This is a genomic window from Micromonospora sp. CPCC 206171 (genome assembly GCF_036906755.1).
In the GTDB taxonomy this organism is placed as follows: Bacteria; Actinomycetota; Actinomycetes; order Mycobacteriales; family Micromonosporaceae; genus Micromonospora; species Micromonospora purpureochromogenes.
In genome coordinates, this window is record NZ_JBAKHT010000035.1 from 26,668 (window position 1) to 52,493 (window position 25,826).

Below are 25,826 nucleotides of genomic sequence, written 5' to 3' on the forward strand. Positions count from 1 at the left end.
TCGCTCCTCACTTGACCGTGCGGCGGACGAGCAGGAAGTTGACCAGCGAGACCAGGGCGATCATGACGAACATCGCCCAGGCCACGGCGGCGCCGTACCCGGCGGTGTTCAGGTTCTCGATACCCAGTTCGTACATGTACATGGCCAGGGTCTGGAACTCGCGCTGGTCGCCGCCGATGATGTTGCCGTTGGCGAAGACGAGCGGCTCGGTGAAGAGCTGGAGCCCGCCGATGGTGGAGAGGGTGACCACGAAGACGAAGGTCGGCGTGAGCATCGGCAGGGTGATCCGCCAGAACTGCTTCCACTGGTTGGCGCCGTCGATGGCCGCCGCCTCGTAGAGGTCCTTGGGGATGGCCTGCATGCCGGCCAGCAGGATGAGCGTGTTGTAGCCGGTCCACCGCCAGTTGACCATGGAGGCGATGGCGGTCCAGGAGCTCCACCGCTGCGCGTCCCAGTCCACCGCGTCGATCCCGACCAGGCCGAGCACCCAGTTGATCAGGCCGAAGTCGCGCTGGAAGAGCATGCCGAAGACGATCGCCACGGCGGCGACCGACACCACGTTCGGCATGAAGATGGCCATCCGGAAGAACGTCCGGGCGCGCAGGAAGGCGCGGTTGAGCAGGGTCGCCAAAAAGAGCGCGAGCAGCAGCTGCGGGATCGTCGAGAGCAGGAAGATGCCGAAGGTGTTGACCGTGGCGTTCCAGAAGTACCCGTCGGTGAACAGCCGGGTGTAGTTGTCCACGCCGATGAAGCTGTGCTCGCCGATCAGGTTCCAGTTGTGCAGCGACATCCAGGCGGTACGCAGCATCGGGTAGAACCCGAAGATGCCGAAGATCACGAAGAACGGGGCGATGTAGAGGTACGGGGAGAGCTTGAGGTCGAGGCGGTTGAGCGACAGCGTCCGGCTGCGGCGCCGGGCGGGTGGGGGCGGTGACGCCGTGGGTGACGGCGGCGCGGTCGTGGCCGACAGGCTCATGCGGGATCCTTTCCCGGCGCCGGCGGGGCCGGTGAGGCGGGCGGTACGTGCAACGGGACGCGGCCGGTGGCGCCCGGGAGACCCGGACGCCACCCGCCGTGGTGGGTCAGTGCTCAGAAGGCGCCCTGGGTCTTGGCGTCCTTGACGTACTGCTCCCAGGCCTTGTCCCTGGTCGACTGCCCGCTCTCGTAGGACCGCAGCGCCGGCTCGAAGGCGTTCTCCTTCACCGCCTGGTGCTTCGGACCGAGGTGCAGCGGCTGGATCTTGGAGACGCTGTCACCGAAGATCTTGCCGGTCGGGGCGTTGTTGAAGTACTCGTTGGTGTAGGCGAGGAACTCCGGGTTCTTCAGCGCCTCCAGGTTGGTCGGCAGCGGGCCCTTGGCCTTGAAGGCCGCCACCTGGCTCTGCGCGTTGGTCAGGTACTCGGCGAGCTTCGCCGCCTCCTTGGGGTACTTGCTCTGGGTCGGCACGGCGAGCCAGGAGCCGCCCCAGTTGCCCGCGCCGCCGGGGACCGGCGCCACGTCCCACTTGCCCTTGTTCTCCGGGCCGGAGTTCTCCTGCACGATGCCGAGCATCCAGGACGGGCAGAAGGTCGCGGCGAAGGTGCCCTGCTTGAAGCCGGCCGACCACTCCGGCGACCAGGTGGCCGTCTCGGCGGTGATGTTGGCGTCGGCCATCGCGATCGCGGTGTCCCAGGCGCTCTTCACCGAGGCGCTGCTGTCGGCGACGACGTTGTCGTCCTTGTCGTAGAACAGGTCGCCGCCCTGCTGGAACATCACCGCGCTGGAGGCGGTGGTCACCGAGTCGAGCATGCCCTTGCCGCTGGCCGCCCGGTACTTCTTGCCGGTCTCGATGAAGGCGTTCCAGTCCGGCCAGAGGGCCGCGACCTGGTCGCGCTCGACGGGGAGCTTGGCGGCCTGGAAGAGGTCGCGCCGGTAGCAGACGGCGAGGCTGCCGACGTCGGTGGGCAGGCCGATCAGCCGGCCGTCCGGCGCCTTGCCCAGCTCCCACTTCCAGGGCAGGTACTCGCTGCTGTGGTCCTTGGCGACCAGCTTGCCGAGGTCGGCCCAGTTCGCCGGGTTCGCCTTGAACTCGTTGAGGATGCCCTCCTCCAGGGCGACCACGTCGGCCGCGCCCTTGCCGGTGGCCAGCGCCCGGACGATCTTCGGCCGGTACTCGTTGAGCTGCGCGGTCTTGCGCAGCTCGACCTTGATGCCGGTGTCCTTCTCGTACTGCTTGACGATCTCGTCGTAGCCGAATTCGCCGAAGGTGTCCACGACCAGCTTGGCGGGCTTCCCGCCGGACGCCGTGGCGTCGTCGTCGTCCTTGCCGCAGGCCGCGAGACCGCCGAGTGCGGTGACCGCGGCCAGGGCGGCGGCCGCGAGGCGGGTACGCCGCGTGGTGACGCTCATCCTGACCCCTCTTTCAGTGGTGAGGCTGGGTTTGGGTGTGGTGGGGGGTGATCTGCGCGCTCCCGCCGCCCGGCGGACCGGGTGGGCCCGGGCGGTGTGCCAGGTGATCCGCGCCACGCCCTGGGAACGCTCCCATGAGATTGCCGGGAGGTGTCAGGGGTGTCAATAGACCGATGGGAGCGTTCCCAGATCGTTACGGCCGATGCCCTCGACCGGTCCTCAGCGGAGGGAGGGGATCAGCAGAGGTGACGCAGCAGCGTGCTGGCCCGCCCCGGGTCGAACCGGGCGGGATCGAAGCCGTCGCCCACCCACTCCCGCATTGCCGCGTGCTCCCGGTGCCGCGGGTCGGCGAGCGCGGCGAGCAGGAGCAGGTAGCCGGACGGTCCACCGACGTCCTCCGGCGGGCAGGCGCGCTCGCCGTCCAGGCAGGACGGGTACCGCACCTCCGGGTCGGCGGTGAAGGCGTCCTCCACCACCAGGTCGTGCTCCCACCAGTCGCCGAAGTCGTACGTGTAGCGGAACCTGCTGCCCTTGCCGAGGACCGCGTCGAGCCGGACCTCCAGCTCGTCGCGGAGCGACAGCTCGCCGTCCGGGTCCGGCGCGCCGTACTGCAGCCCGTCGATCTCGAACGAGTGCAGGTGGCAGTCGCGCCACCCCATGGCGTGCTGCACCACCCGGTGCAGCCGGTCGAGGGTGTAGCCGCCGGGCACCAGCACCCGCCGCCAGACCGGCGGCCGGACCCCGGCGAGGGACATCTTCAGCTGGAAGATCTGACGTGGCATGCTGCCCCCTCCTCCCACCGCATAGGCTGCCGGCATGATCTGCCGAGCCTGCCGGGAGCGGCGGCACGACGACTGTCCCGGCCGGAAGTGGTGCGACTGCCAGCACCGTACCCCCGGACCCATCCCTCCGGTCACCGGTCCGGCCGGCGAATGACCGTCGGAAGCCCGATCCGCCGGATCTGGCCGACGCCGGCCACCCCGCCCCTGGACGACGCCGAGCTGACCGCCCTCTACGGTCGCGCCGACCGCCCGCACCTGCGGGTCAACTTCGTGGCCAGCCTCGACGGCGCGGTCACCCTGGACGGCTACTCCGCCGGGCTCTCCGGCGGGCCGGACAAGCGGGTCTTCGGGCTGCTCCGGATGCTCTGCGACGGGCTGCTGGTGGCCGCCGGCACGCTGCGGCACGAGGGCTACCGCGCGGTGCGGCTCAGCGAGCCGCGCCGGGCCTGGCGGCGCGAGCGGGGGCTGCCCGAGTACCCCACCCTGGTGGTCGTCTCCGGGTCGCTGGACCTCGACCCGGCGCAGGCCGCGTTCGCCGACGCGCCGGTGCGGCCCGTCGTGCTGACCCACGCCGACGCCGAGCCGCCCCCGGGGCTGACCGACGTCGCCGAGCTGGTCCGCTACAGCGACGAGCGGGTGGACCTCGCCGCCGGCCTGGCCGAGCTGCGGCGGCGGGGGCTGGAGCAGGTGCTCTGCGAGGGCGGCCCGCACCTGTTCGGCGCGCTCACCGCCGCCGACCTGGTCGACGAGCTCTGCCTGACCGTCGCCCCGCTGCTCGCCGGGGCGGGCCCCGGCCGGATCACCGCCGGCGATCCGGGCGCGCCCCGGGAGCTGCCGCTGCGGCACGTGCTCGCCGCCGACGACGGCGTGCTGATGCTGCGCCACGCCCGGGACGCCGCCGGGCCGCCGCCCGCCGGAGCCGCCCCGCCCGCCTAGCTGTCCGCCGGGGCCGCCGGGTCCGCCGGCCACCGCGCGTGCCCCGGCCGCGCCGGGCCGTCCCCCGGCCGCCACCGACGGGGTACGCGGGCAGTCCGCCCCGGCCACGACGACGGGCGCGGGCACGCCGTCGGCGTACCCGCGCCCGTGGCACGAGCCGTGCTCCCCGGCGGGTGGCAGAGGAATCCGCCCGCCGGAGGCTCAGCCGGTCAGTTGACGCTCACGGCCGACCAGGCGGCGGCGACCGTGTTGTACTCGACGCTGCCCGCGCCGTACAGGTCCCGGGCGGCCGACAGGGTGGCGGTGCGCGCCCCGGCGTAGTTGGTCCGCGAGGTCATGTAGGTGGTCAGCGCGCGGTACCAGATGGCGCCGGCCTTGGCGTTGCCGATGCCGGCCACGGTGCTGCCGTTGCAGGTCGGGCTGGTGCCGTACGACGAGGAGCCGCTGCCGACCGCGAGCAGGTAGAAGAAGTGGTTCGCCACGCCGGAGGAGTGGTGCACGTCCAGCCGGCCGACGCCGCTGGACCAGCAGTCGGCGGACGAGCCGTCCTTGGAGGGCTTGTCCATGTAGCGCAGCGGGACGCCGCTGCTGCGCAGCTTCTCACCGATCAGGTAGTCACCCGGGTCGCTGCTGTTCGCGGCGTAGAACTCCACCAGGGTGCCGAAGATGTCGCTGGTGGCCTCGTTCAGACCGCCGGACTCGCCGCTGTAGCGCAGGCCGGCCGTGTTGCTGGTGATGCCGTGGGTCATCTCGTGCCCGGCCACGTCCAGCGAGGTCAGCGGGTACCAGCCGGAGCCGCCGTCGCCGTACGTCATGCAGAAGCAGGAGTCGCTCCAGAAGGCGTTGGCGTAGTTGCTGCTGTAGTGCACCCGGCTGTACGCGCCGACCCCGTCGTTGCGGATGCCGCTGCGGCCGTGGGTGCTCTTGTAGTAGTCCCAGGTCTTCTGCGCGCCGTACGCCGCGTCGGCGGCGGCCGTCTGCCGGTTGGCCAGGGTGCCGTCGCCGAAGACGTTGCCGGCGTTGGTGACCAGGGTGCCGGTGCCGCTGGTGCCCCCGTTGAGGTCGTAGGTGCGGTGGTTGCCGCGGGTGGCGTCGGCGAGCTGCCACGTGCCGCCGGCGGCCGTGCTGCCCACGGTCACCGAGCCGGAGTGGAAGGTGTTGCCGGTGCCGTCGCGCTGCACGCCCTCCCACGAGTCGCGGACCGCGCCGGTGGTGGCGTCGACCAGCACGTGCAGCTCGCTCGGGGTGCTGTCGGCGTAGGTGCCGCCGACCACCACCTCGTACGCCAGCGCGGTGCCGGCCTGGTCGGCGTCGTGCACCAGCTGGGCGCCGGAGACGGTGCGACCGGTGGCGGTGGACGCGGCGAGCGCGACCCGGCCGGCGGCGGCCCTGCTCAGCTTCGCCCTCGGGGCGCGCCGCGGGGCGGCGGTCAGGCTCTGGCTGGCGCCCCGCCAGGCGTTGCCCTTGCCGAGGTGCACCACGACGTCACCGCCGAGCACCGGCAGGCCGTCGGAGTAGCGGTTGAGCCGGACGTGTTCGGTGCCGTCGGCGTCGGTGGCGACCTGACGCAGGGTGAAGCTCTGGCCGTCCGCCGCGAGCCCGGCGCCCGAGTGCGCCTTGAGCTGGGCGACCGCCCGGGTGAACGGGTCACCGGAGACGCCGGGCGCCGCCGCGGCGGCGGTCGGCACCGTGGCGGCGGTGGCCAGGAGAGCGGCCGTGGCCAGGCCGCTCAGCAGGGTGGTTCGACGCATACGTTCTGCCTCCACAGGGACAGCCGGAGGGGGTCCGGCTGACGGGACCCGGGCGGGGGTCGACCCGGGCCGGCCATGGAAGACCGCAGGGTACGGCCATGGCGACAGCCATCGAAGAACGGAAGATCCTCGATGAATGCTGTGGCTATTCTGGACCCAGGCGGCCCTTCTCTGTCACGACTTCCGGCCGAGGTTTTTTCCGGAACTTTTCAGGTTCCGCCCGTCGCCCGCGGCGTCGTCGACTCCGGTCCGCGCCGCACGTGCAGGCCCTAACCTGGGCAGATGGGGCTTCCTCCGCCGGTCGACGCCACCGGGGCGCAGCGACCCGGCCCACCGCTGCTGGCCGGCGCCCTGCTGACCACCAGCGGCCTGGTGGACCTGCTGTCCGCGTGGGCCACCACGAGCGTCGACCCGTTCGTCGTGTCGACCGGCCGGGGCATGTACCTCGTCGACATCACCGGCTGGGCCTGGCTGCACGTCGCGATCGGCGCGGCGGTCACGCTCGCGGGCCTGGCGGCGGCCACCGGACGCCGGGGCACGACATTGGTCGCCCTCGGCTGCGCCACCCTGAGCGCCGTCGTCGACCTGCTGCTGTTCCCGTACGCGCCGGTCCCCGCGCTGCTGGTGGTGGGGCTCGACGCCGCGGTCCTGCGACTGCTGCTGCGACACCGTCGCACGGGCCGGGTCACGGGTGGGCTCAGCGGGCCTCGCAGACCCGGCCCGTCATCGCCGGATCCCCCTCCCTGGTCGCCGACCAGATCGGATTGACCATGAGGGCCAGCGGCGGGGCCTGCCAGGCGGCGCCCAGCCGTTGCAGCAGGCCGTACTCCCGCCGGGGCATCTCCACCGGCTCGCCCGCCAGGAAGGCGACCACCCGGTCCTCCACCGCCCGCTCGCCCACCAGGCCGCCGTGCAGCGCGGGCTGCTGGTAGACCGGGACGCGGCTGTACTCCCCGGGCGGCGCCTCCGCGGCGCTGATCGTCGGCAGGAAGGCGATCATCCGGACGCCGGGTACCGGGCAGAGGGTGCGGTTGCGGTAGAACGGCGCGTTGCTCAACACCGACCGCACGAACGAACTGTCGGGGTGGTCCTTCACCGCCAGGGGCAGGTTCGCCAGCCAGAACATGACGCGCAGCTCCCAACCGGCCGCCACTCCCCACCCGGCGTGTCCGGGCGGTGGGTAGTAGGTCCGGCCGGCCTGCACCAGCGGACTGAACATCACCACCGTGGTCACCGGGCCGCGGGGCAGCCGCTCCAGGTAGGTGCGGGCCACCATGGAACCCTCGCTCTGCCCCACCAGGGCCACCGGGCGTCCGGTGCGCCGGTGCACCGACTCGACCTGATCGGCGAGCAGGGCGCTGCTGGAGTCCAGTGACCGGTGGGTCGCCTCGGGCGGGTACGGCAGGGGCCGACCCTGCGCGTCCAGGCCACGGTAGGAGAAGCGCTCGACCCGCGGGTCGGCGGCAGGAGTCCCGTCCCAGCTCGAGTTGTGCCCGCCCAGGACGATCACCGCGTGCGGCACCCGGTCGGGCAACCGCTCGCTGAGCACCGGTGGCCGCCACTGCCCCTGCCCGCCACCGGCCGCGAAACCGATGAACGCCTGGGCCCAGATGGCGCCGGCCAGGGCGAGCGCGATCGCGATCGGGCCGACCGGCACCCGCGCCCAGCGCCGGACCGGCGCCGTCGCGGCGGCCACGGTGCGCTGCCAGAGCAGCCCGTTCGCCACGCCGGCCAGACCGGCCACCAGCACCGTCCACCACCCGGGGGTACTGGAGATCACCGCGCCGGCCAGGGTCAGCACCACGAAGTTCAGCGACGCCCAGCCGAACAGCTCGATCGTCGGCAGCCCCTTCCACCACCGGCTCACCACCCCGGCCCGGAGCAGGAAGGGCGCGAGCGCCAGCATCGGGCCGAGCGAGGCGAACAGGTACCACGACAGCGCCACCGCCGAGAAGGCGACGGAGAGCGCGGCCCACGGCGAGATGACCGCCGCGGCGAGCGCCGCGACCTCCAGGTTGCGCCGGACCAGCCAGCCCCAGGAGGGCCGCGGCAGCCCGACGGGCCAGGCCAGCGCGGTCAGCCCGGCGGAGAGCACGCCCCGGAGCACGGTCAGCAGCAGCAGGCCGAGCAGGAACATCTCCCACGAGTTGTGGTAGACCAGCAGCCAGCGCAGGTCGTGGTACGAGTCGTACGGCCAGACGGCGGTGGCCTGCGGGGCCAGGCCCCGGGCGGCGTGCAGGCCGACGCCGACCAGCAGCGCCTCCTCCAGCAGCGGAGGCAGCGCGGCGAGGCCGAGCAGCCCGACCAGTCGGCCTCGTGTCGTCCCCACGGCATCCCTCGCTCTCGCGGCCCCCCGATGCTCTCGCGGATCCCGCCCCTCGGTGGCGGAATCGCGCGGACGAGCGGGACGCACCGTGGTCGCGCCGTCCCGCAGCGCGACGGGCCGCGACGACGGCGCGTGGCGTCCGCCGCGTCGCGTGGCACCGTGTCGTACTCCTCGGGCAGGATGCAGGGCGTGCGCCCTGACCCAGACGAGCAGCTGACCGGAGTCCCCCGATGACCGACGACCTGCTCGACGGCCCGGGCCAGCCGGTCGGCCGGGTGCTCGGCACCGCCGACGCCACCCCGCTGCAGTTCTGGACCGCCGTCTCCCCCGACAGCTACCTCCAGCTCGACGACGTGGTCGTCACCCGGCGCGAGCTGCCCGACCGGGAGCCGGTCACCATCGCCGGGGTGGTCACCCAGGTCCGCGCCCGGCACGAGGGCGCCCAGTTCGACTCGGACGTCTTCGCCATCGCCGACGGCACCCTCCCCGCCCAGGTGCAGGAGGCCGCCGAGATCACCACGACCCGGGTCGACCCGGAGTTCTACGTGCCGCCCGCGCCGGGCGCGGCGGTCTACCGGGCCGAGGGCGACGCCCGGGCGCGGGCGCTGCACTTCGACCGGATGGAGCGGCGCATCCCGATGGGCATGGGCCGTGACGGCGTCCCGGTCTACCTCAACGCCGACTTCCTCGACGGCAGCCGGGGCGCGCACGTCTCCATCTCCGGCATCTCCGGCGTGGCCACGAAGACCAGCTTCGCCACCTTCCTGCTCTACTCGGTCTTCCGCTCCGGGGTGCTCGGCGGCGACGCGGTCAACGCCAAGGCGCTGATCTTCAACGTCAAGGGCGAGGACCTGCTCTTCCTCGACCACCCCAACGCCCGGCTCGACGACCCGACCCGGGCCGCGTACGCGAAGCTCGGGCTGGACGCCGGCGCCTTCCCCGACGTGCGGGTCTACGCCCCGCCCCGGGTCGGCGACTCCGCCGGCACCCCGGACGTGAGCAGCCGGCTCACCGGCGTGGACAGCTTCTACTGGACGCTGAGCGAGTTCTGCGCCGACCGGCTCCTGCCGTACGTCTTCGCCGACGCCGACGACGAGCGCCAGCAGTACACGATGGTGGTCCACTCGGTCGCCGCCCACCTGGCCCGCTACGCCCAGCCCGCGGACGGCGGGGTGAGCGTCGACGGGGTCCGGCTGGGCTCGTACGCCGACCTGGTCGACCACATCGTCGAGCAGCTCAACGACGACGAGACCCGCAGTGACTGGGCGGGCAGCGCGGTCGGCCTCGGCACGGTCAACGCCTTCGCCCGCCGGCTGATCGGCAGCAAGAAGGACCTGGGCCGGCTGATCCGCGGCGACCTGGCCACCCGCCGCCCGCACAGCATCAACACCGCCGAGAGCGCCCAGGTCACCGTGGTCGACCTGCACAACCTGCCGGACCGCGCGCAGCGCTTCGTGGTCGGCGTGACGCTCAAGAGCGAGTTCGAGCGCAAGGAGAAGTCCGGCACCGCCAAGCCGCTGCTCTTCGTCGTCCTCGACGAGCTCAACAAGTACGCCCCGCGCGAGGGCTCCTCCCCGATCAAGGAGGTGCTGCTCGACATCGCCGAGCGGGGCCGCTCCCTCGGGGTGATCCTGATCGGCGCGCAGCAGACGGCGAGCGAGGTGGAGCGGCGGATCGTCACCAACTCGGCGATCCGGGTGGTCGGCCGGCTCGACCCGGCCGAGGCGTCCCGCCCCGAGTACGGCTTCCTCCCGCCGGCCCAGCGCCAGCGGGCGCTGCTGGCGAAGCCGGGCACCATGTTCGTCAACCAGCCCGACATCCCGGTCCCGCTCTGCCTGGAGTTCCCCTTCCCGGCCTGGGCGACCCGGGTCTCCGAGGCGGGCCGGCCGCCCTCGCAGACGCTGCGCTCGATCACCCAGTCGGCCGACCCGTTCGCGGTGGTCGGCTCGGGCGCCGGCGACGACGACATCCCGTTCTAGGGAGCGCGCACCCATGAAGATCCTGCACACCTCCGACTGGCACGTCGGCAAGGTGCTCAAGGGGCAGTCCCGCGCCGACGAGCACAAGCAGGTGCTGGCCGGGGTCATCGAGATCGCCCGCGACGAGCGCCCCGACCTGGTGATCGTCGCCGGTGACCTCTACGACACCGCCGCCCCGAGCCCGGAGGCGACCCGGCTGGTCACCCGGGCGCTGACCGCGCTGCGCCGCACCGGCGCCGACGTGGTGGCGATCGGCGGCAACCACGACAACGGCCAGGCCCTGGACGCGCTGCGCCCGTGGGCCGAGGCGGCCGGCATCACGCTGCGCGGCGGCGTCCGGGAGAACCCGGCCGAGCACGTCATCGAGGGCACCACCCGCGACGGCGAGCGCTGGCAGCTCGCCGCGCTGCCGTTCCTCTCCCAGCGGTACGCCGTGCGCGCGGTGGAGATGTACGAGTTGACCGCCGCCGAGGCCACCCAGACGTACGCCGACCACCTGGGCCGGGTCCTCGCCCGGCTCACCGAGGGGTTCACCGAGTCCGACCGGGTGCACCTGGTCACCGCCCACGTCACCGTGGTCGGCGCGACCACCGGCGGCGGCGAGCGGGACGCGCACACCGTGCTCGGCTACGCCGTCCCGGCGACGGTCTTCCCGGGCAACGCCCACTACGTGGCGCTGGGCCACCTGCACCGCTCGCAGCGGGTGATCGGGCCCTGCCCGGTCCGCTACAGCGGCAGCCCGCTGGCGGTCGACTTCGGCGAGCAGGAGAACGTGCCCTCGGTGACGCTGGTGGAGGTCACCGCGCAGACCGCCGCGCAGGTCCGCGAGGTGCCGGTGCCGGCGGCGGTGCCGCTGCGCACGGTGCGGGGCACCCTCGCCCAACTGGCCGAACTGACCCCGCCCGAGGGCTGGCTGCGGGTGTTCGTCCGCGAGCACCCGCGGGCCGGCCTGCGCGAGGAGGTGCAGGAGCTGCTCCCCCGGGCGCTGGAGATCCGGATCGACCCGGAGCTGGTCCCGGCCCCGGGCAGCGGCACCCGGGTCGCCCAGCGGGCCGGCCGCTCCCCCCGGGAGCTGTTCGCCGACTACCTGGACAGCCGGGGCCACGACGACGACGGCGTGCGGGAGCTCTTCGACGAGCTCTTCGAGGAGGTCGAGCGCTGATGCGTCCGATGCGGCTGGACATGGCGGGCTTCACCGTCTTCCGGGACGAGACCACGGTCGACTTCACCGACGCCGACTTCTTCGCCCTGGTCGGCCCGACCGGCTCGGGCAAGTCGACGGTGCTCGACGCGATCTGCTTCGCCCTCTACGGCACGGTGCCCCGCTGGGGCGGCACGCGGGGCCTGGCGAACGCGCTCGCCCCGTCGGCCACCGAGGCGCGGGTCCGGCTGGTCTTCGAGTCCGCCGGTTCCCGCTACGTGGCCACCCGGGTGGTCCGCCGCGACGGCCGGGGCAACGTCAAGACGGCCAACGCCGGGTTGCAGCTCATGCCGGCCGGCTTCGACGTCACCAAGCTCGACACCGGGCTGAGCCCGGAGGACCTGGGCGAGGTGGTCGCCGGGACGCCGGCCGAGATGGAGCAGGCGGTGCTGGAGGCGGTTGGCCTGCCGTACGAGCAGTTCACCTCCTGCGTGCTGCTGCCGCAGGGGCAGTTCGCCGACTTCCTGCACGCCAAGCCGGCCACCCGGCAGCAGATCCTGGTCAACCTGCTCGGCCTCGGCGTCTACGAGGAGGTGCAGAAGCGCGCCACCGAACGGGCCGGCCAGGCCGAGGCGGGCCTGGCCGCGGTGGACAAGGTGCTCGCCGGGCTGACCGACGTCGACGACGCGGCGCTGGCCGCCGCGACCGCCCAGGTCGACCGGATGCGTGAGCTGTCCCGGGCGGTCGGGTCGGCCGTACCCGAGCGGGAGAGCGCGCGGGCGGCGGCCCGGGCGGCGACGGCGGCGCTGGCCGACCTCGACGCGGATCTGGCCGGGCTGACCGGGGTGCGGGCACCGGACGGGGTGGCCGAGGTGGCCCGGGCCGTGACCACCGCCCGGGCGGCGGCCGACGAGGCGGCGGCCGCGGTGACGCTGGCCGAGGAGCGCGAGGAGAAGCTGCGCGGCGAGCTGGCCGGGGCCGGCGACGAGAGCACGCTGCGGCTGCTGCTGCGGGCGTACACCGATCGGGAGCGGCTGACCGGCGAGGCCGAGACGGTCCGCGGGGCGGTCGCCGAGGCGCAGCGGGAGCACGACGCGGCGGTGGCGGCCCTGACGGCGGCGCGGGACGCGTCGGCCCGGGCCGAGGCCGAGCTGGAGGCGGCGTTCCGCGCCCACGAGGAGGCCAAGGCGACCGACCAGGCGGTCGCCCTACGGGCGCACCTGGCCGACGGCGGCACCTGCCCGGTGTGCGAGCAGACCGTGGCCCGGGTGCCGGCGGTGCCGGCCGGCTCGGCGGTGGCCGCGGCCACCGCCGCCGGCAAGGCGGCGCGGGCGGCCAGCAAGGCGGCCCAGGCGCTGGTGCAGGAGCGCGACGCGGCGGCCCGCGACCTGGAGCGGGTGCTGGTGCACGCCCGCGCCCGACACGACCAGCTCGCGGCCCGGCTGTCCGAGCTGGACGCCCAGCTCGCCGGCGCGGCGACGCCGACGGCGCTGCGCGCGGCGCTGGACGAGCACGCTCGGCTGCGCCGGGCCCTCGAGGAGGCGGCGGGGGCGGTCCGCGCCGGCCGGGACGCCGCCCGGCGGGCCCGTGGCGCGCTGGACGCGGCGCAGGAGCGGCTGCGCGCCACCTGGCGTGGCTTCGACGCCGCCCGGGACGGGCTGGCCCGCTTCGGGCCGCCGGCCACCGACCGGGACGACGTCGCCGTCGCCTGGGCCACCCTGGTCGACTGGGCGGCCGGGCAGGCGCGGCGGCGGCGGGCGGAACGGGTCGGGCTGGCCGAGGCGGTGACCGGGGCGCAGGCGGCCGCCGAGGCCGTGGAGGAACGGATCTCCGGTCTGCTGGCGGCGGCCGGGCTGCCGCCCGCCGACGACCCGGTCCACGCGGTCGCGGTCGCCGCCGAGCGGGCCGAGGCGGACCGGCGGCGGATCGAGGAACGCCGCGAGCAGGCCGGTGAACTGCGCCGGCAGCGGGACGAGCACGAGCGGCAGGCCCGCGTCGCGCGGGCGCTCGCCGGTCACCTGCGGGCCAACAACTTCGAGCGGTGGCTGCTCGCCGAGGCGCTCGACCTGCTGGTCGACGGCGCCTCCCGGATCCTGCGCGACCTCTCCAACGGCCAGTACGACCTGGTCCACGACAAGGGCGAGTTCGCCGTGGTCGACCACCACGACGCGGGGCTGCGCCGGGGCGTGCGCACGCTCTCCGGCGGGGAGACGTTCCAGGCGTCGCTGGCGCTGGCGCTGGCGCTGTCCGAGCAGCTCGCCGGGATGTCCACCACCGCGGCCAGCCTGGAGTCGATCGTGCTGGACGAGGGCTTCGGCACCCTCGACGCGGCGACCCTGGACACGGTGGCCGCCACCCTGGAGAGCCTGGCCGCCCGGGGCGACCGGATGGTCGGCGTGGTCACCCACGTGCCGGCGCTGGCCGAGCGGATCCCGGTGCGCTACGAGGTCCGCAAGGACGCCCGCACGGCCCGCGTCGAACGGACCGGCCTGTGAGCGTGACCGGGCCGCGGCTCTTCGTCGACGCCTGGGACCCGTCGTACGGGGCCTCCTTCGAGGCCTCGGTGGGTGGGCCGGCGGCGCCGAGCAGCGCCCAGGTCGAGGCGGACGTCGAGCTGCCGGCCGTGGACTGGCGGGCCATCGGCCCCCGTCCGGGCCTGCGGGCGCCGGACGTGGTGCTGCTCGTCGACGGGGTACGCCGGATCGACGCCAGCGTCTGGACGGCCGAGGACGACGGCGCCTCGTTCCCCGGCATCGCCGCCTCGTACGCGGCCGGCGTGGTCCGCTGCGACCTGGAGCGGGGCGCGGCGGAGCTGGCCGGCGCGCAGGTCGGGCGGGGGCTGTTCACCGCCAGCCCGTCGGCGCAGGAGGTGGTCTGCGGGCGGGTCCGCTACCCGGTGCACCGGGTGGGCGGCACGGGCGAGCTGAGCAAGCTGCCCGCGGCGGTGCAGGCGCCACTGACCGCGCTGGAGGTGGCGGTCTCCGACGCCGCGCGGGTGGACGGCGACCTGCTGGTGGTGGACGGGCCGCTGCGCAGCCGGCGGCAGCTGCCGCGCACCCTGGGCTACATCAAGACGCAGCACAGCCAGTACCTCGACGCCCGGCTCACCGCGGTGGTCACCGGGCTCGCGCCGGGTGAGCGGTCCCCGGTGTTCCGCCTCGGCACCGCCTGGGGCGGCTGGTCCTGGTACCTGCGGCTGCCGGTGGCGCTCGGCGCGCCCTGGGCCGGCATCGTGCGGATGGAGTGCTCGGCGGAGCTGCCACCGGAGGAGGCGATCGCGCTGGCCGACCTCTCGCTGGTGACGCTGCCCCGGTTCGCCTCCTCGCCGTACAAGGACCCGCGCGCCCCGCAGAACCTGGTGCCGATCGCCGGGCTGGAGCGGCGGCTGCGCGGGCTGCTCGGGGACGCCCGGCTGCTGCACCGGGCGCTGACCATGGCCACCCGGGCCGGCGCGGCGGGCCGCTGATGGGTCGCCGCCGTGGCGACGACCGGGTCGTCGCGCCGGTCGACACCGGCGAGGCCGAGCTCGTGCCGGACCCGGACCGGCCCCGCTCGTGGACCCTGCTGCTCGACGGCGCCCCGCAGTCGCACGTGGACCTGGCCGACCCGACCCACCTGGAGTTCGAGTACGTCCGCCGGATCGGCGCGGCGCTCGACCTGCTCGCCCCGGCCGGCGCGCCGCTGCGGGTGCTGCACCTGGGCGGCGGCGCGCTGACCCTGCCCCGCTACCTGCAGGCCACCCGCCCCGGCTCCACCCAGCGGGTGTCCGAGGTGGACGGCGCGCTCGTCGAGGTGGTGCGGCGGGCGCTGCCCTGGCCCGCCGACCCCCGGCTGAAGGTGCGCGTCGCCGACGCCCGCGCGACCCTCGGGTCCACCCGGGACGCCGCGTACGACGTGGTGGTCGCCGACGTCTTCGCCGGCGCGCGTACCCCGGCGCACCTCACCTCGGTCGAGTACGCCGCCGAGGTGGCCCGGGTGCTGGCCCCGGCCGGCTGGTACCTGGCCAATCTCGCCGACGGTCCGCCGCTGCGGCACGCCCGGGCCCAGGTGGCCACGGTCCGCACGGTGCTGCCCCGGGCCTGCCTGGTCGGCGACGCGGCGGTGCTGCGCGGGCGCCGCTACGGCAACCTGGTGCTGGTCGCGGGCCGGATCGAGCCGCCGGTGCCGGAGCTGACCCGGCGCGCCGCCGGGGACTGGTTCCCCGGGCGGGTGGTGGCCGGCGCGGAACTCGACCGGTTCGCCGGGGGCGCCCCGGTGGTGCGCGACGCCGACGCGACCGACTCCACCCCGCCACCGCCGGGAATTTTTTCGGTACGTCGTTGATCCGCTGGGCCGACCCGCACGTATCACGGGGCGGCCCTCCCCGTGGGCCGGCTGATGTCGATGGGCGCCAGGAGGTCTGCATGCACGCGGTCGCGGCCGGCTTGCACGGCGAGATGGCCAGGCCAGGGTGGATGTTCGCCCGGGCTCAGCCCCAGTCCCGTGCCTCGAGGTCGGGCCGGGGGGTCGACGCGGGCCCCGCCGATCGCCAGAATGGCCCGGTGACGCCGCGACCGGCGCCCGGACGCCACCAGGCGGCGTCTCCTGAGGCCAGTCATTCCGACCAGCTCGTCCGGCTGCTCTACGCCGAGCACGCCGGGCCGCTGCTGATGTTCGTGATGCGGCTGACCGGCGGTGACCGGCAGCGCGCCGAGGACATCGTGCAGGAGACCCTGCTGCGGGCCTGGCGCAACGCGCACCGCCTCGGCGTGCAGGGCCAGGGGTCGCTACGGCCCTGGCTGGTGACCGTGGCCCGGAGGATCGCCATCGACGAGCACCGCAGTGAGCAGGCCCGACCGGCGGAGACGTACGACCGGGACCTGACCGCGTTCGCCGAGGCGGACAGCACCGACCGGGTGCTGCGCACGATGACCGTGGCGGACGCGCTGCGTACGCTGAGCCAGTCGCACCGGGAGATCCTGGTGGCCACGTACTTCCGGGGCCGCACGGTGCCGGAGGCGGCCGAGGAGCTGGGCCTTCCGCTCGGCACCGCCAAGTCGCGGGTCTACTACGCGCTGCGCGCGCTGCGCACGGCTCTGCAGGAGAGGGGGGTGACGGAATGAGCCGGGCAGACCACATGGACGTTGCCGCGTACGCGCTCGGCGTGCTGGACGAGCAGGACACCGAACGGTTCGAGGAGCACCTCGCCACGTGCTGGGCCTGCGCCGCGGAGCTGGAGACGATGGTCCCGGTGGTGGGGCTGCTCTCCGACATCGACGGCGAGACGATGATGGCGATGGAGCACACCGCCACCGACCCGGCCCTGCTGGACCGTACCCTCGTCGCGGTCCGCACCCACCGGCGTCGCGCCCAGTTCCGGCGGGTCTTCGCCACCGCCGCCGCGGTGGTGGCGGTCGGTGCGCTGAGCGGCCTGGGGGTGGCCGTCCTCGACGGCAACCGCGGTGGCGACCAGGTGGTCGCCGAGCCGACGGTGACCGCGACGGTGGACGGGCCGGCGAGCCCGCAGCCGACCCGCTCCGGGCCGGCCGTCGGCGGCAACGAGATCGAGGGCGAGCAGCACGACGCCACCGACCCCAGCACCGGGGTGAAGGCCACCATGTGGCTGGCCCGCAAGGAGTTCGGCACCTGGATCGGGTTCAACCTGACCCGGCTGCCCGGTCCGCGCACCTGCCGGCTGGTGGTGGTCCGCAAGAACGCCACCACCGAGGTGGTCTCCACCTGGTCGGTGCCGGGCGGCGGCTACGGCACCAACCTCAACCCGCAGGACCTCCAACTGGAGGCGTCCACCTCGGCGCCGACCACCGACATCGCCAAGGTGCAGGTGCAGTCGGTCGACGCGAACGGGGTGGCCAGCCCGCTGGTGACCGTCGTCCCCTGACCGGCGAACTCCCGATCGGCGCCGGCCCGCGTGGGCCGGCGCCGTTTCGGCTTCGCCGGGTCGACGCCGGCGTGCCTGCACACGTACGCGGACCCGGAACGGTTCAACGGGTCCAAGTGAAATTGCCCACTGTCAATCGTTCAACCTTGACAGCGGGCCCTCCGTACTACTCGGTGAACTGCCAAGAATGAGGAGGGCACGTGGCACAGATGAAGCGAACCGTCATCGTCGCGAGCGCGATGGTCGCACTTACGGCCTGCGCTCCCGCGGGTTACGACGGGGCGAACTCCAGCGCTGCCGAGCCGGTCGCCGTCGCTGCGGCCGAGCCCACCGCGGCGGTCGAACCGGAGGCCTCCGCCTCCGCCGAAGCGCCCGCCGCCGAGCAGGCGCCGCCCCCCGCCGACGTGCGCCTGACCGACGAGCTGGTCGGCAAGAAGGTCGCCCGGATGGGCAACGTGGTCACCGACCAGGACGGCTGGATCCTCTACCGCTTCGACAAGGACTCCGACGATCCGCCGTCGTCGAACTGCGTGGACAAGTGCGCCCAGGTGTGGCCGCCCGCGCTGACCGACGGCAACCCGCAGCTGGAGGGCGTCTCCGACGACAAGGTCGGCACCGTCACCCGCCAGGACGGCACCCGGCAGATCACCATCGGGGGCTGGCCGGTCTACCGCTACATCGGTGACAAGAAGCCGGGTCAGTGGAAGGGCCAGGGCGTCGGCGGCACCTGGTTCGTGGTGGACCCGAACGGCAAGAAGAACCTGACCTGCCTGCCGACCGGCACCCCGAAGGCGGTCGCACCGCCGGCGGCCGGCGACTCGGGCGGCGCGGACGCGGGCGGCTCCGGCTACTCGTACTGATCTCCCGCCGCCACTGGAGACACGGTGGCCGGTCGCAGCCGGGGAGGGCGCGGCCGGCCATCGTCACAGGTACTCCGACGCCGGCGCACCGGCAGCGTCGCGCGTCCGGAGGTCGTGGCGCCGGTCCGCCGGGGCCGGCGCCACGCGCCGTTTCGCCGGACCCCTCCCCCACGGAACCCCGGACGGACGAGGGCCGGTGGTGCGCCCACGCCAGCAGACGCGCCACCGGGGGTCCCCCAACCCGCACCCCACGGCCCTTCGCGGCCGGTCCGATCCGGGACGGAGACACCGCCGACGTGCAGGGCGTCGGCGGTGTCGTCCGTCACCGGGGCGGCACGTGGCAGAGTGTCCGGGTGACCTGGACCGAGCCCGCCGCGCGCCGGGCGCTGCGCCCGCCCGCCGACTACGGGCTGGCCGCCTCCGTCCGGTCGCTCACCTTCAGCCCATACGACCCGTGCGCGCGGATCGCCGCCGGCACCTTCTGGTACGCCACCCGCACCCCGGCCGGGCCGGCCACCCTCGCGCTGCGCTCCGGCGGCGGGGAGCTGCTGGCCGAGGGGTACGGCCCCGGGGCGGACTGGGTGGTCGAGCGCGCCGACGCGGTCGCCGGGCTGCGCGACGACCTCACCGGGTTCGCCGAACTGGCCGCCGCGCACCCGCTGGTGGCCCGGCTGGCCGCCCAGCATCGGGGGCGGCGGATGCCCGCCACCGGCCAGGTCTTTCCCCGGCTGCTGCGGGCGATCTTCGAGCAGAAGGTGACCGGCAAGGAGGCGTACCGGGCGTACGCGGCGACCGTCCGGCACTTCGGCGAGCCGGCGCCGGGGCCGATGCAGCCGCTGCTGCTGCCGCCCGGGCCGGAGGTGGTGGCCGCCGCGCCGTACTGGGTCTTCCACCCGTTCGGGGTGGAACAGCGCCGGGCCGACACGCTGCGCCGGGCCGCCGCCGTCGCCGACCGGCTGGAACGCTGCGCGGACAGCACCGAGGCGACCCGGCGGCTGACCGCGATCGCGGGCATCGGCCCGTGGACCGCCGCCGAGGTGGTCCGGATCGCGTACGGCGACCCGGACGCGGTCAGCGTCGGCGACTACCACGTGCCGAACACGGTCGCCTGGGCGCTGGCCGGTGAGGCGCGCGGCGACGACGCCCGGATGCTGGCCCTGCTGGAGCCGTTCCGGGGGCACCGGGGGCGGGTCTGCGGGCTGCTGGAGGCCGCCGGGATCCAGGCGCCGAAGTTCGGGCCGCGCGCGCCGATCCGCTCCTTCGCCCGCTTCTGATCCCTTCCGGGCCGTCTCCGGCGCCACGGCTGAGCGCCCTGACGGCCGGCGTCAGCGCCGGGCGCAGAGGCGGCGCAGGGTGTGGGCGAGCCAGTGCGCGTACCCGTGCTGGACGACGCGGCCGGCAGGCCCGGCGGCGCGCATGAACCAGCGGTCCGGCCGGCTGAACGCGGTCACCTCGAACCAGACCGCGCCGGCGTCGTCGCGGCTGACCAGGAAGGCCTCCTCGCCGCGTGCCGGGTGCCCGGGCAGGGTGCCGTAGCCGAAGCCGGCGCTGCGCTCGTCGTCGGAGATCCAGACCACCTCGCACGGGCCCCAGATTCGCAGCGGCCCCACCCCCAGGCCCGTGGTGACCCGGACGCCTCGGGTGGCGCGCGGCGCGTCGGTGCGCATCCGGAAGCCGGCCGTGCGGTGCAGCCGCCAGGTCAGCACCGCCTCGGCGGCGACGGCGTAGCACCCCTCGGGCAGCCGGTACCGGTGGCGCACGTGGTGCCAGCCGGCCGGCAGCCGCCCGCCCCGGGTCGCCCCGACCTCCTGATACGTCAGCTCGGCCACCCACCCACCCTAGGCCGCATCCCCCGCCTCCCGTCGGCCCCAGGCGCTCCCTCACCCCTCGCGTCGATCATGAAGTTGTTGTCCCGACCCGCCACGGCCGCCGACAACAACTTCATGATCGATGGGTCGGGGGACGGGACGGGTGGGGACGGGCGGGGCCGGGTGGTGGTGTGGTGGGGTGGGGTGGTGAGCGGGGTGGTCGTGGGACGGGCCGGGGTCGCGGATGCCGGGGAGATCCTCACCGTGCAGCGCGCCGCCTACGTCGCGGAGGCGCAGCGCTACAACGATCCGCTCCTGCCGCCGCTGACCGAGACCCTGGACGGGGTCAGGCGGCTTCGCGGAGGTCGGCCAGGTCGAGCGGGGTACGCCGGCGCAGCAGTTCCTCCAGCTCGGTCACGGTACCGACCTCGCCGAGGACGTCCTTGCCGCCGCCGAACTCGGCCGGGTAGCGGCGGACCAGCCGATAGCGCTGCCGGCCCCGGATCAGCTCCACGCTGACCCGCCACCGCCCGCAGCAGCAGCACACCCACTCCACCCGGCGACGGTAGCTCTGAGCTGCGCAAACGTGATTCGTACGGGAGGGACGGACGGGCCGGACTCCGGACACGCCGCACCGGCACCGCCGGTGATCTGCCTCACGACTGTCGGCACCGTCTGATTGACTGGTCGCCGTGGACCTGCCGATCAATCCCCCAGTGGAGCCGATGCTGGCCAAGAGCGTGGCGAAACTGCCCACCGACCCCGGCCTGACGTACGAGCCGAAGTGGGACGGTTTCCGGTGCATCGTGTTCCGCGACGGCGACGAGGTCGAGCTGGCCAGCCGGGGCGGCAAGATGATGACGCGATACTTCCCCGAGGTGGTCGAGCAGGCCCGCCGGCAGCTGCCCGAGCGGTGCGCCGTCGACGGCGAGCTGATCGTGATCCGGCGGGACGGCCCGGGCGGCCAGCCCCGGCTCGACTTCGAGCTGCTCGCCCAGCGCATCCACCCGGCCGCCTCCCGGGTGAAGCTGCTGGCCGAGACGACCCCGGCCGACTTCGTCGCCTTCGACCTGCTCGCCCTCGGCGACGAGCTGCTGCTCGACGAGCCGTACCCGCGCCGCCGGGCCCGGCTGGAGCAGGCGCTGGCCGGCGTCCGCCCGCCGGTGCACGTCACCCAGGTGACCACCGACCCGGAAACGGCCCGCCGCTGGTTCGACGTGTTCGAGGGCGCCGGGCTGGACGGGTTGATCGTCAAGCCGGCCGAGCTGCCGTACGAGCCGGGCAAGCGGTCGATGTTCAAGGTGAAGCACGCCCGGACGGCCGACGTGGTGGTGGCCGGCTTCCGCTGGCACAAGTCCGGCCCGGTGGTCGGCTCGCTCCTGCTCGGCCTCTACGACGACGCCGGGGTGCTGCACCACGTCGGGGTGAGCGCCTCGTTCACGATGGCTCGGCGCGCGGAGCTGCTGGAGGAGTTGGCCCCCTACCGGGACATCGGCGACGAGCACCCGTGGGTGCACGGCGACCACGAGCGTGGCCAGCGAATTCCGGGCGGGGTGAGCCGCTGGACCGGCACCAAGAACCTCGAATGGGAGCCGCTGCGCCCCGAGCTGGTGGTCGAGGTGGGCTACGACGCGATGGAGGGCGAGCGGTTCCGGCACACCGCCCGGTTCGTCCGCTGGCGACCCGACCGCGATCCCCGGTCCTGCCGCTACGACCAGCTCGACCGGCCGGTCCGCTTCGACGTGGACCAGGTCCTGCGCGGCGACCCGACGGCCACCGTGGAGCCGACCGCCGCCGGCCCCGCGTAGCCTGGCCGTCGACACGATCATGGAGGCTCGCTGGTGATCCGCACTCCCCACCTCGTCCGCCGGGTCCGGCTCACCGTCGCCGGGCTCGCCGCGGCAGCGCTGCTCGCCGCCGGGTGCACGCTGCCGGCCCTCGCGCCGCGCACCGAGACGCAGGGCGGGGCCGCGGCGCCGGGCACCACCCCGACCTGGCGGGACTGTCCGGACGTCGCGGAGGACCTGGTGGGGCGCGGCGCGCCGGGGATGCGGTACGAGTGCGCGAAGATCGCCGTACCGCGCAACTGGGGCACCGGCGGCGGCGCGACCGCCGGCCCGGGCGGCGGCGAGACCTTCGAGATCTCGCTGTTGCGGGCCCGCTCGTCGAAGCAGCGGAACCGGATCGGTTCCCTCGTGATCAACCCGGGCGGTCCGGGTGGGTCCGGCGTGGACACCGCCGTCTACCTCTCCTTCGGGCAGGCGTTCGGCGGGCTGCCCGCCTCGATCACCGACCGGTTCGACATCGTCGGGTTCGACCCGCGCGGGGTGGCCCGGTCCAGCCCGGTCAAATGCATCTCCGACGCCGACCTGGACACCAGCTTCGGCTTCGACCCGGACCCGGCCAGCCAGGAGCTGTTCGACGACTACGTCGCGCTGAACCGGAAGATCGGCACCGGCTGCGGCGACAAGTACGGCGACCAGTTGCCGCTCTACGGCACCGAGCAGGCCGCCCGGGACATGGACGCGGTACGCGCGGCGGTCGGCGACGAGAAGCTGACCTACCTGGGCTACTCGTACGGCACCCTGCTCGGCGCCACGTACGCCCAGCTCTACCCGCAGCGGGTGCGCGCGCTGGTGCTCGACGGCGCCGTCGACCCGCAGCAGAAGCTGGTGGCCGGCTCGGAGAGCCAGGCCAAGGGGTTCGAGCGGGCGTTCGGCAACTTCACCCGCTGGTGCGCGGCCAACGCCGGCCGCTGCCCGATCGCGCCGGACGCCCGGGCGGCGGTGACCGCCGCGATCGACAAGGCGAAGGCCTCGCCGGTGCGCGGCGCCGGCGGTCGCGAGGCCACCTCGGGCTGGGTCTTCTACGCGGTCATCTCCTCGCTCTACACCGAGTCGGGCTGGGAGGAGCTGGGCCGGGCGATCGACAAGCTGGAGGGCGGCGACCCGGCCGACGTCTTCCGGCTCGCCGACCAGTACGCCGGCCGCGAGGAGGACGGGCACTACTCGAACCTCTTCGACGCCAACCTGACCATCAACTGTGCGGACGAGACGGAGAAGCCGAGCCTGGCGCAGATCCGGCAGTTGCAGTCGCAGTGGCGGCAGAAGTACCCGCTGTTCGGGCCGGCCCTGGCGGTCGGGATGCTGGGCTGCGCCCAGTGGCCGGGGCAGCGGGATCCGTACCCGACCGGCAAGGCCGTCGGCGCGCCGCCGATCCTGGTGGTCGGCACCACCGGCGACCCGGCCACCCCGTACGAGCAGACGCCGCGGCTGGCCTCGATGCTGGGCGTGGGGCGGGTGCTGACCTGGGAGGGCGAGGGGCACACCGCCTACCCGCAGACGACCTGCGTCACGAACGCGGTGGACGCTTACCTGATCTCTTTGACCGTTCCCAGAGAGGGACTCCGCTGTCCGGCGCGTTGAGCGGCTGACGCCGCTCCGGCTCGGGCAGGTCGATGCCGTACCGCGTGGCCAACTCCTCCAACAGCGCCCGCATCCGGCGGACGTCGTGCTTCAGCTCCTCCTGCTCGTCGTGCTCGAAGGCGTCGTCGTCGACGATGAGCCGGCTGGCGAAGTGCGCGGTGATCAGCGGGATGACCAGCAGCACCATCGTCGAGATGAGCAGGGCGGCGAGGAAACGTCCCGCCCAGGTGGTCGGCGAGATGTCGCCGTACCCGACGGTGGAGGCGGTGACGACGGCCCACCAGACCGCGTCGGCGGCGCTGGCGTTCTCCACCTGGGCGTAGATGACGCCGGCCACCACGATCATGAGCAGGTACGAGATGATCAGCGTGCGCGGCGAGTTCGCGAACCAGACCAGCCCCCGGTAGATCCACCGGAAGGGCTGCAGCAGGGGCTCCATGCCGCACCATGCTGCCCGCTCCGGGCAACCCACGCCCGCACATCGTCGAGTGTCGCTGTGGCAGGCTGCGGCCATGACCGATGTGATCTTCCGGGAGGCGGTCCGGGCGGACCTGCCCGCCGTCATCGCCCTGCTCGCCGACGACGTGCTCGGCAAGGCGCGGGACTTCACCGAGGTCGACGAGGCGTACGAGCGGGCCTTCGCCGACATCACCGCGGACCCGCGCAACCACCTGATCGTCGCCGACGAGGCGGGCGAGCTGGTCGGCTGCATGCAGATCACGTACATCCCGGGGCTGGGCCGGCACGGCGCCGAGCGCTCCCTGATCGAGTCGGTACGGGTCCGCTCCGACCTGCGCGGGCGGGGGCTGGGCCGGCGGATGATGGAGTGGGCCGTGGACCAGGCCCGGCAGCGGGGCTGCGCCCTGGTCCAGCTCACCACCGACAAGACCCGCGCCGACGCCCACCGCTTCTACCGCGACCTGGGCTTCGTCGCCAGCCACGAGGGAATGAAACTCCCGTTACCTTTCAGTGCGCTCTAGCGAGCACGTGGTTGGTAGTCCCGCCTTGCGGTGGGACGGTCCCGGTCTGACCGGCGGTCGCCGTGCCGGGTTGACGCTTCACGGCCACCGGCCCCGCGAACGGGGTCTTACGGTTGGCTCCACGTCCGGCCACCGGTCCACTCCCGGCGGTGTCGTACTCAGCCGCCAGGGCGGCCAGGTTGAGCGCAGCGTTGTGATCTCGATCCAAGATCAGTCCACACGCCTGGCAGGTGTAGGTGCGCTCGGACAGGGCGAGCTTGGTTTTCACCGCACCGCAACCCGAGCAGGTCTTCGAGGACGGATGCCAGCGGTCAGCCACAATGAGCCGACCGCCGTTCCATTCGGTTTTGTAGGTCAACTGCCGGCGGAACTCGGCAAAGCCGGCGTCGGCGATGTGCCTCGCCAGCCGCCGGTTACGCAACATGCCAGCGACGTGGAGGTCTTCCACCACGACCGTGCCGTACTCGCGGGTCAGTCGGGTGGTGAGTTTGTGAAGGCCGTCGCGGCGCAGGTTTGCCACCCGGGCGTGAGCCCGGCCGAGCCGCGCGGAGGTGCGCTGCCACCGATTCGACGGGCGGCGGCCGATACGTCGGTCCGGGCCGGTCTTGCGCGACAGCGCCCGGCCCAGAGCGCGCAGCTGGGCTTGCGCGCGGTTGAGGTGGCGTGGGTTGTCCACCAGCTCGCCGGTGGACAGCACCGCCAGGTGCTTGATGCCGACATCGACACCGACCACGCCGCCAGGTCGGACGGGGCCTTGATTGGCGCGTTCGACCTCGACGCAGAATGCGACGTGCCACCGGCCGCTGTCGCGGCGAACGGTCGCGGACGTGATCCGGGCAGTGCCGTTGTCGATGCGCCGGGCGAGTTTCCGGGCGCACTCGTGCAGCTTCAACCGGCCCAGACGGGGCAGCACCACGTGCTTACGGTCGGGCTCGACGCGGATCGCGCCAGTGGTGAACCGCACCGATGGCGCGCTGCGGCGACGGGACTTGAACCGCGGGAATCCGACCGGCCGACCGGCGCGCTGGTCGCAGCGGGAGTCAGACCAGTTTTTCAGCGCGCGGGCCAGCGCGTCGAGGCCGGTGTTGAACGCCTCCTTCGAGCAATCCCGCCACCACGGCGCGGCGTCCTGCTTGGCGGCGTTCCACGCTCTACGCAGCGCGGGCAGCGACCACGACACCGGCTCGGTGAGCTGATCATCCGGCACGCCGTAGGTGCGCTCAGCCGCCCGCTGGTTCATGACAGCCTTCACCCGCGCCAATGCCCAGTTGTGCGCGACCCGAGCCGCCCCGGCGTGGGCGAGCACGTCACGCTCCTGCGCCGGGGTCAGGTCGAGGGCGAACCGATAGGCCTGGATCGTCTTCACGCCTGCGCGTCCGGTGTGGTGACAGCTTCCACGGCGCGGCGGGCGCGGTTCGCGGCGGCGCCGCGACCGTACAGGCGGGCGCACAGCGACGTCAGGATCTTTAAGTTCATATCGATAACTATAAGCCGCTCAAAACGCCAGAGCTGTCCGGTCTCGGGACCTGCGTGACACATCGGTATCAGGACCTGCGTGACACTCCGCTGAGT

At 73.8% G+C, this 25,826-nt stretch carries 23 protein-coding genes and 2 pseudogenes; 15 read left to right on the plus strand and 10 right to left on the minus strand.

The genetic code is table 11. From position 1 onward, the window contains the following. Nucleotides 1-7 precede the first annotated feature (7 nt). The 3 genes from V6U89_RS27130 to V6U89_RS27140 form a co-directional block, all read right to left on the minus strand. Nucleotides 8-976: a carbohydrate ABC transporter permease gene (locus V6U89_RS27130; RefSeq protein ID WP_334574996.1), complete on the minus strand. Its 969-nt coding sequence runs from the start codon at nt 974-976 to the stop codon at nt 8-10. 113 nt (nt 977-1,089) lie between these two features. Then, nucleotides 1,090-2,388 (minus strand): ABC transporter substrate-binding protein, encoded by a 1,299-nt coding sequence (locus V6U89_RS27135; RefSeq protein ID WP_334575000.1) that lies wholly within the window; start codon nt 2,386-2,388, stop codon nt 1,090-1,092. A 236-nt stretch (nt 2,389-2,624) separates the two neighbouring features. Further along, nucleotides 2,625-3,170 (minus strand): plasmid pRiA4b ORF-3 family protein, encoded by a 546-nt coding sequence (locus V6U89_RS27140; RefSeq protein WP_334575004.1) that lies wholly within the window; start codon nt 3,168-3,170, stop codon nt 2,625-2,627. Between the two features lie 150 nt (nt 3,171-3,320). Here V6U89_RS27140 and V6U89_RS27145 point away from each other — a divergent pair, with 150 nt between their 5' ends. Then, nucleotides 3,321-4,106: a pyrimidine reductase family protein gene (locus V6U89_RS27145; protein WP_334575008.1), complete on the plus strand. Its 786-nt coding sequence runs from the start codon at nt 3,321-3,323 to the stop codon at nt 4,104-4,106. Nucleotides 4,107-4,315: 209 nt separating this feature from the next. Here the strand turns inward: V6U89_RS27145 and V6U89_RS27150 are convergent, their stop codons facing one another. After that, entirely contained in the window at nt 4,316-5,857 is a 1,542-nt protein-coding gene (locus V6U89_RS27150; protein WP_334575012.1) for a M4 family metallopeptidase, read from the minus strand. A 282-nt stretch (nt 5,858-6,139) separates the two neighbouring features. Here V6U89_RS27150 and V6U89_RS27155 point away from each other — a divergent pair, with 282 nt between their 5' ends. Next, nucleotides 6,140-6,625: a DUF7144 family membrane protein gene (locus tag V6U89_RS27155; RefSeq protein WP_334575017.1), complete on the plus strand. Its 486-nt coding sequence runs from the start codon at nt 6,140-6,142 to the stop codon at nt 6,623-6,625. On the opposite strand, the gene V6U89_RS27160 is transcribed toward V6U89_RS27155, so the two are convergent. Continuing rightward, nucleotides 6,555-8,186, minus strand: a complete 1,632-nt coding sequence (locus tag V6U89_RS27160; RefSeq protein ID WP_334575021.1) for an esterase/lipase family protein — start codon at nt 8,184-8,186, stop codon at nt 6,555-6,557. The genes V6U89_RS27155 and V6U89_RS27160 overlap by 71 nt on opposite strands. A gap of 227 nt (nt 8,187-8,413) precedes the next feature. Here V6U89_RS27160 and V6U89_RS27165 point away from each other — a divergent pair, with 227 nt between their 5' ends. The 9 genes from V6U89_RS27165 (at nt 8,414) to V6U89_RS27205 (ending at nt 19,315) form a co-directional block, all read left to right on the plus strand. Next, on the plus strand, nt 8,414-10,162 hold the full coding sequence (locus tag V6U89_RS27165) for an ATP-binding protein (RefSeq protein ID WP_334575025.1): 1,749 nt from the start codon (nt 8,414-8,416) through the stop codon (nt 10,160-10,162). A gap of 13 nt (nt 10,163-10,175) precedes the next feature. Continuing rightward, nucleotides 10,176-11,324 (plus strand): exonuclease SbcCD subunit D, encoded by a 1,149-nt coding sequence (locus V6U89_RS27170; RefSeq protein WP_334575029.1) that lies wholly within the window; start codon nt 10,176-10,178, stop codon nt 11,322-11,324. Then, nucleotides 11,324-13,798, plus strand: coding sequence for an SMC family ATPase (locus tag V6U89_RS27175; protein ID WP_334575034.1), 2,475 nt, complete (start codon nt 11,324-11,326; stop codon nt 13,796-13,798). The genes V6U89_RS27170 and V6U89_RS27175 overlap by 1 nt, the downstream gene beginning before the upstream one ends. Before the next feature lie 2 nt (nt 13,799-13,800). Then, the gene (locus V6U89_RS27180; protein WP_088964783.1) at nt 13,801-14,769 is read left to right on the plus strand and encodes a hypothetical protein; all 969 of its coding nucleotides are present in this window, start codon (nt 13,801-13,803) and stop codon (nt 14,767-14,769) included. After that, entirely contained in the window at nt 14,769-15,626 is an 858-nt protein-coding gene (locus V6U89_RS27185) for a spermidine synthase (RefSeq protein WP_334575038.1), read from the plus strand. The genes V6U89_RS27180 and V6U89_RS27185 overlap by 1 nt, the downstream gene beginning before the upstream one ends. Nucleotides 15,627-15,706: 80 nt before the next feature. Beyond that, complete coding sequence (locus V6U89_RS27190; protein ID WP_334575042.1) at nt 15,707-16,405, plus strand: sigma-70 family RNA polymerase sigma factor; 699 nt, start codon at nt 15,707-15,709, stop codon at nt 16,403-16,405. Beyond that, nucleotides 16,402-17,181, plus strand: a complete 780-nt coding sequence (locus tag V6U89_RS27195; RefSeq protein ID WP_334575047.1) for an anti-sigma factor family protein — start codon at nt 16,402-16,404, stop codon at nt 17,179-17,181. The genes V6U89_RS27190 and V6U89_RS27195 overlap by 4 nt, the downstream gene beginning before the upstream one ends. Before the next feature lie 200 nt (nt 17,182-17,381). Further along, nucleotides 17,382-18,041 carry a COG4315 family predicted lipoprotein gene (locus V6U89_RS27200; protein WP_154942917.1) on the plus strand — a complete coding sequence of 220 codons (660 nt, stop codon included), beginning with the start codon at nt 17,382-17,384 and terminating at the stop codon, nt 18,039-18,041. A gap of 353 nt (nt 18,042-18,394) precedes the next feature. Then, nucleotides 18,395-19,315, plus strand: a complete 921-nt coding sequence (locus V6U89_RS27205; protein WP_334575052.1) for a DNA-3-methyladenine glycosylase family protein — start codon at nt 18,395-18,397, stop codon at nt 19,313-19,315. 51 nt (nt 19,316-19,366) lie between these two features. On the opposite strand, the gene V6U89_RS27210 is transcribed toward V6U89_RS27205, so the two are convergent. Next, nucleotides 19,367-19,870, minus strand: a complete 504-nt coding sequence (locus V6U89_RS27210) for a DUF1990 family protein (RefSeq protein WP_334575056.1) — start codon at nt 19,868-19,870, stop codon at nt 19,367-19,369. Nucleotides 19,871-20,032: 162 nt separating this feature from the next. Here V6U89_RS27210 and V6U89_RS27215 point away from each other — a divergent pair. After that, nucleotides 20,033-20,215: pseudogene (locus V6U89_RS27215) on the plus strand (GNAT family N-acetyltransferase); the annotation flags it as partial. Here V6U89_RS27215 and V6U89_RS27220 read toward each other — a convergent pair. Further along, nucleotides 20,196-20,405: a hypothetical protein gene (locus tag V6U89_RS27220; RefSeq protein ID WP_088963283.1), complete on the minus strand. Its 210-nt coding sequence runs from the start codon at nt 20,403-20,405 to the stop codon at nt 20,196-20,198. The pseudogene V6U89_RS27215 and the gene V6U89_RS27220 sit on opposite strands and share 20 nt — an antisense overlap. Before the next feature lie 136 nt (nt 20,406-20,541). On the opposite strand from V6U89_RS27220, the gene V6U89_RS27225 reads away from it, so the two are divergent. Both V6U89_RS27225 and V6U89_RS27230 read left to right on the plus strand, forming a co-directional pair. Next, entirely contained in the window at nt 20,542-21,657 is a 1,116-nt protein-coding gene (locus V6U89_RS27225; RefSeq protein ID WP_334575059.1) for an ATP-dependent DNA ligase, read from the plus strand. A 33-nt stretch (nt 21,658-21,690) separates the two neighbouring features. Further along, complete coding sequence (locus V6U89_RS27230) at nt 21,691-23,274, plus strand: alpha/beta hydrolase (protein WP_442933994.1); 1,584 nt, start codon at nt 21,691-21,693, stop codon at nt 23,272-23,274. On the opposite strand, the gene V6U89_RS27235 is transcribed toward V6U89_RS27230, so the two are convergent. After that, a complete protein-coding gene (locus V6U89_RS27235; protein WP_334575062.1) occupies nt 23,201-23,713 on the minus strand; it encodes a potassium channel family protein in 513 nt (170 codons plus the stop codon). The genes V6U89_RS27230 and V6U89_RS27235 overlap by 74 nt on opposite strands. A gap of 73 nt (nt 23,714-23,786) precedes the next feature. On the opposite strand from V6U89_RS27235, the gene V6U89_RS27240 reads away from it, so the two are divergent. Further along, the gene (locus tag V6U89_RS27240; protein WP_334575067.1) at nt 23,787-24,254 is read left to right on the plus strand and encodes a GNAT family N-acetyltransferase; all 468 of its coding nucleotides are present in this window, start codon (nt 23,787-23,789) and stop codon (nt 24,252-24,254) included. On the opposite strand, the gene tnpB is transcribed toward V6U89_RS27240, so the two are convergent. Next, a complete protein-coding gene (gene tnpB, locus V6U89_RS27245; RefSeq protein ID WP_334575071.1) occupies nt 24,241-25,620 on the minus strand; it encodes an IS607 family element RNA-guided endonuclease TnpB in 1,380 nt (459 codons plus the stop codon). The genes V6U89_RS27240 and tnpB overlap by 14 nt on opposite strands. After that, nucleotides 25,617-25,826 (minus strand): annotated as a pseudogene (locus tag V6U89_RS27250) (hypothetical protein); the annotation flags it as partial. The gene tnpB and the pseudogene V6U89_RS27250, both read right to left, overlap by 4 nt.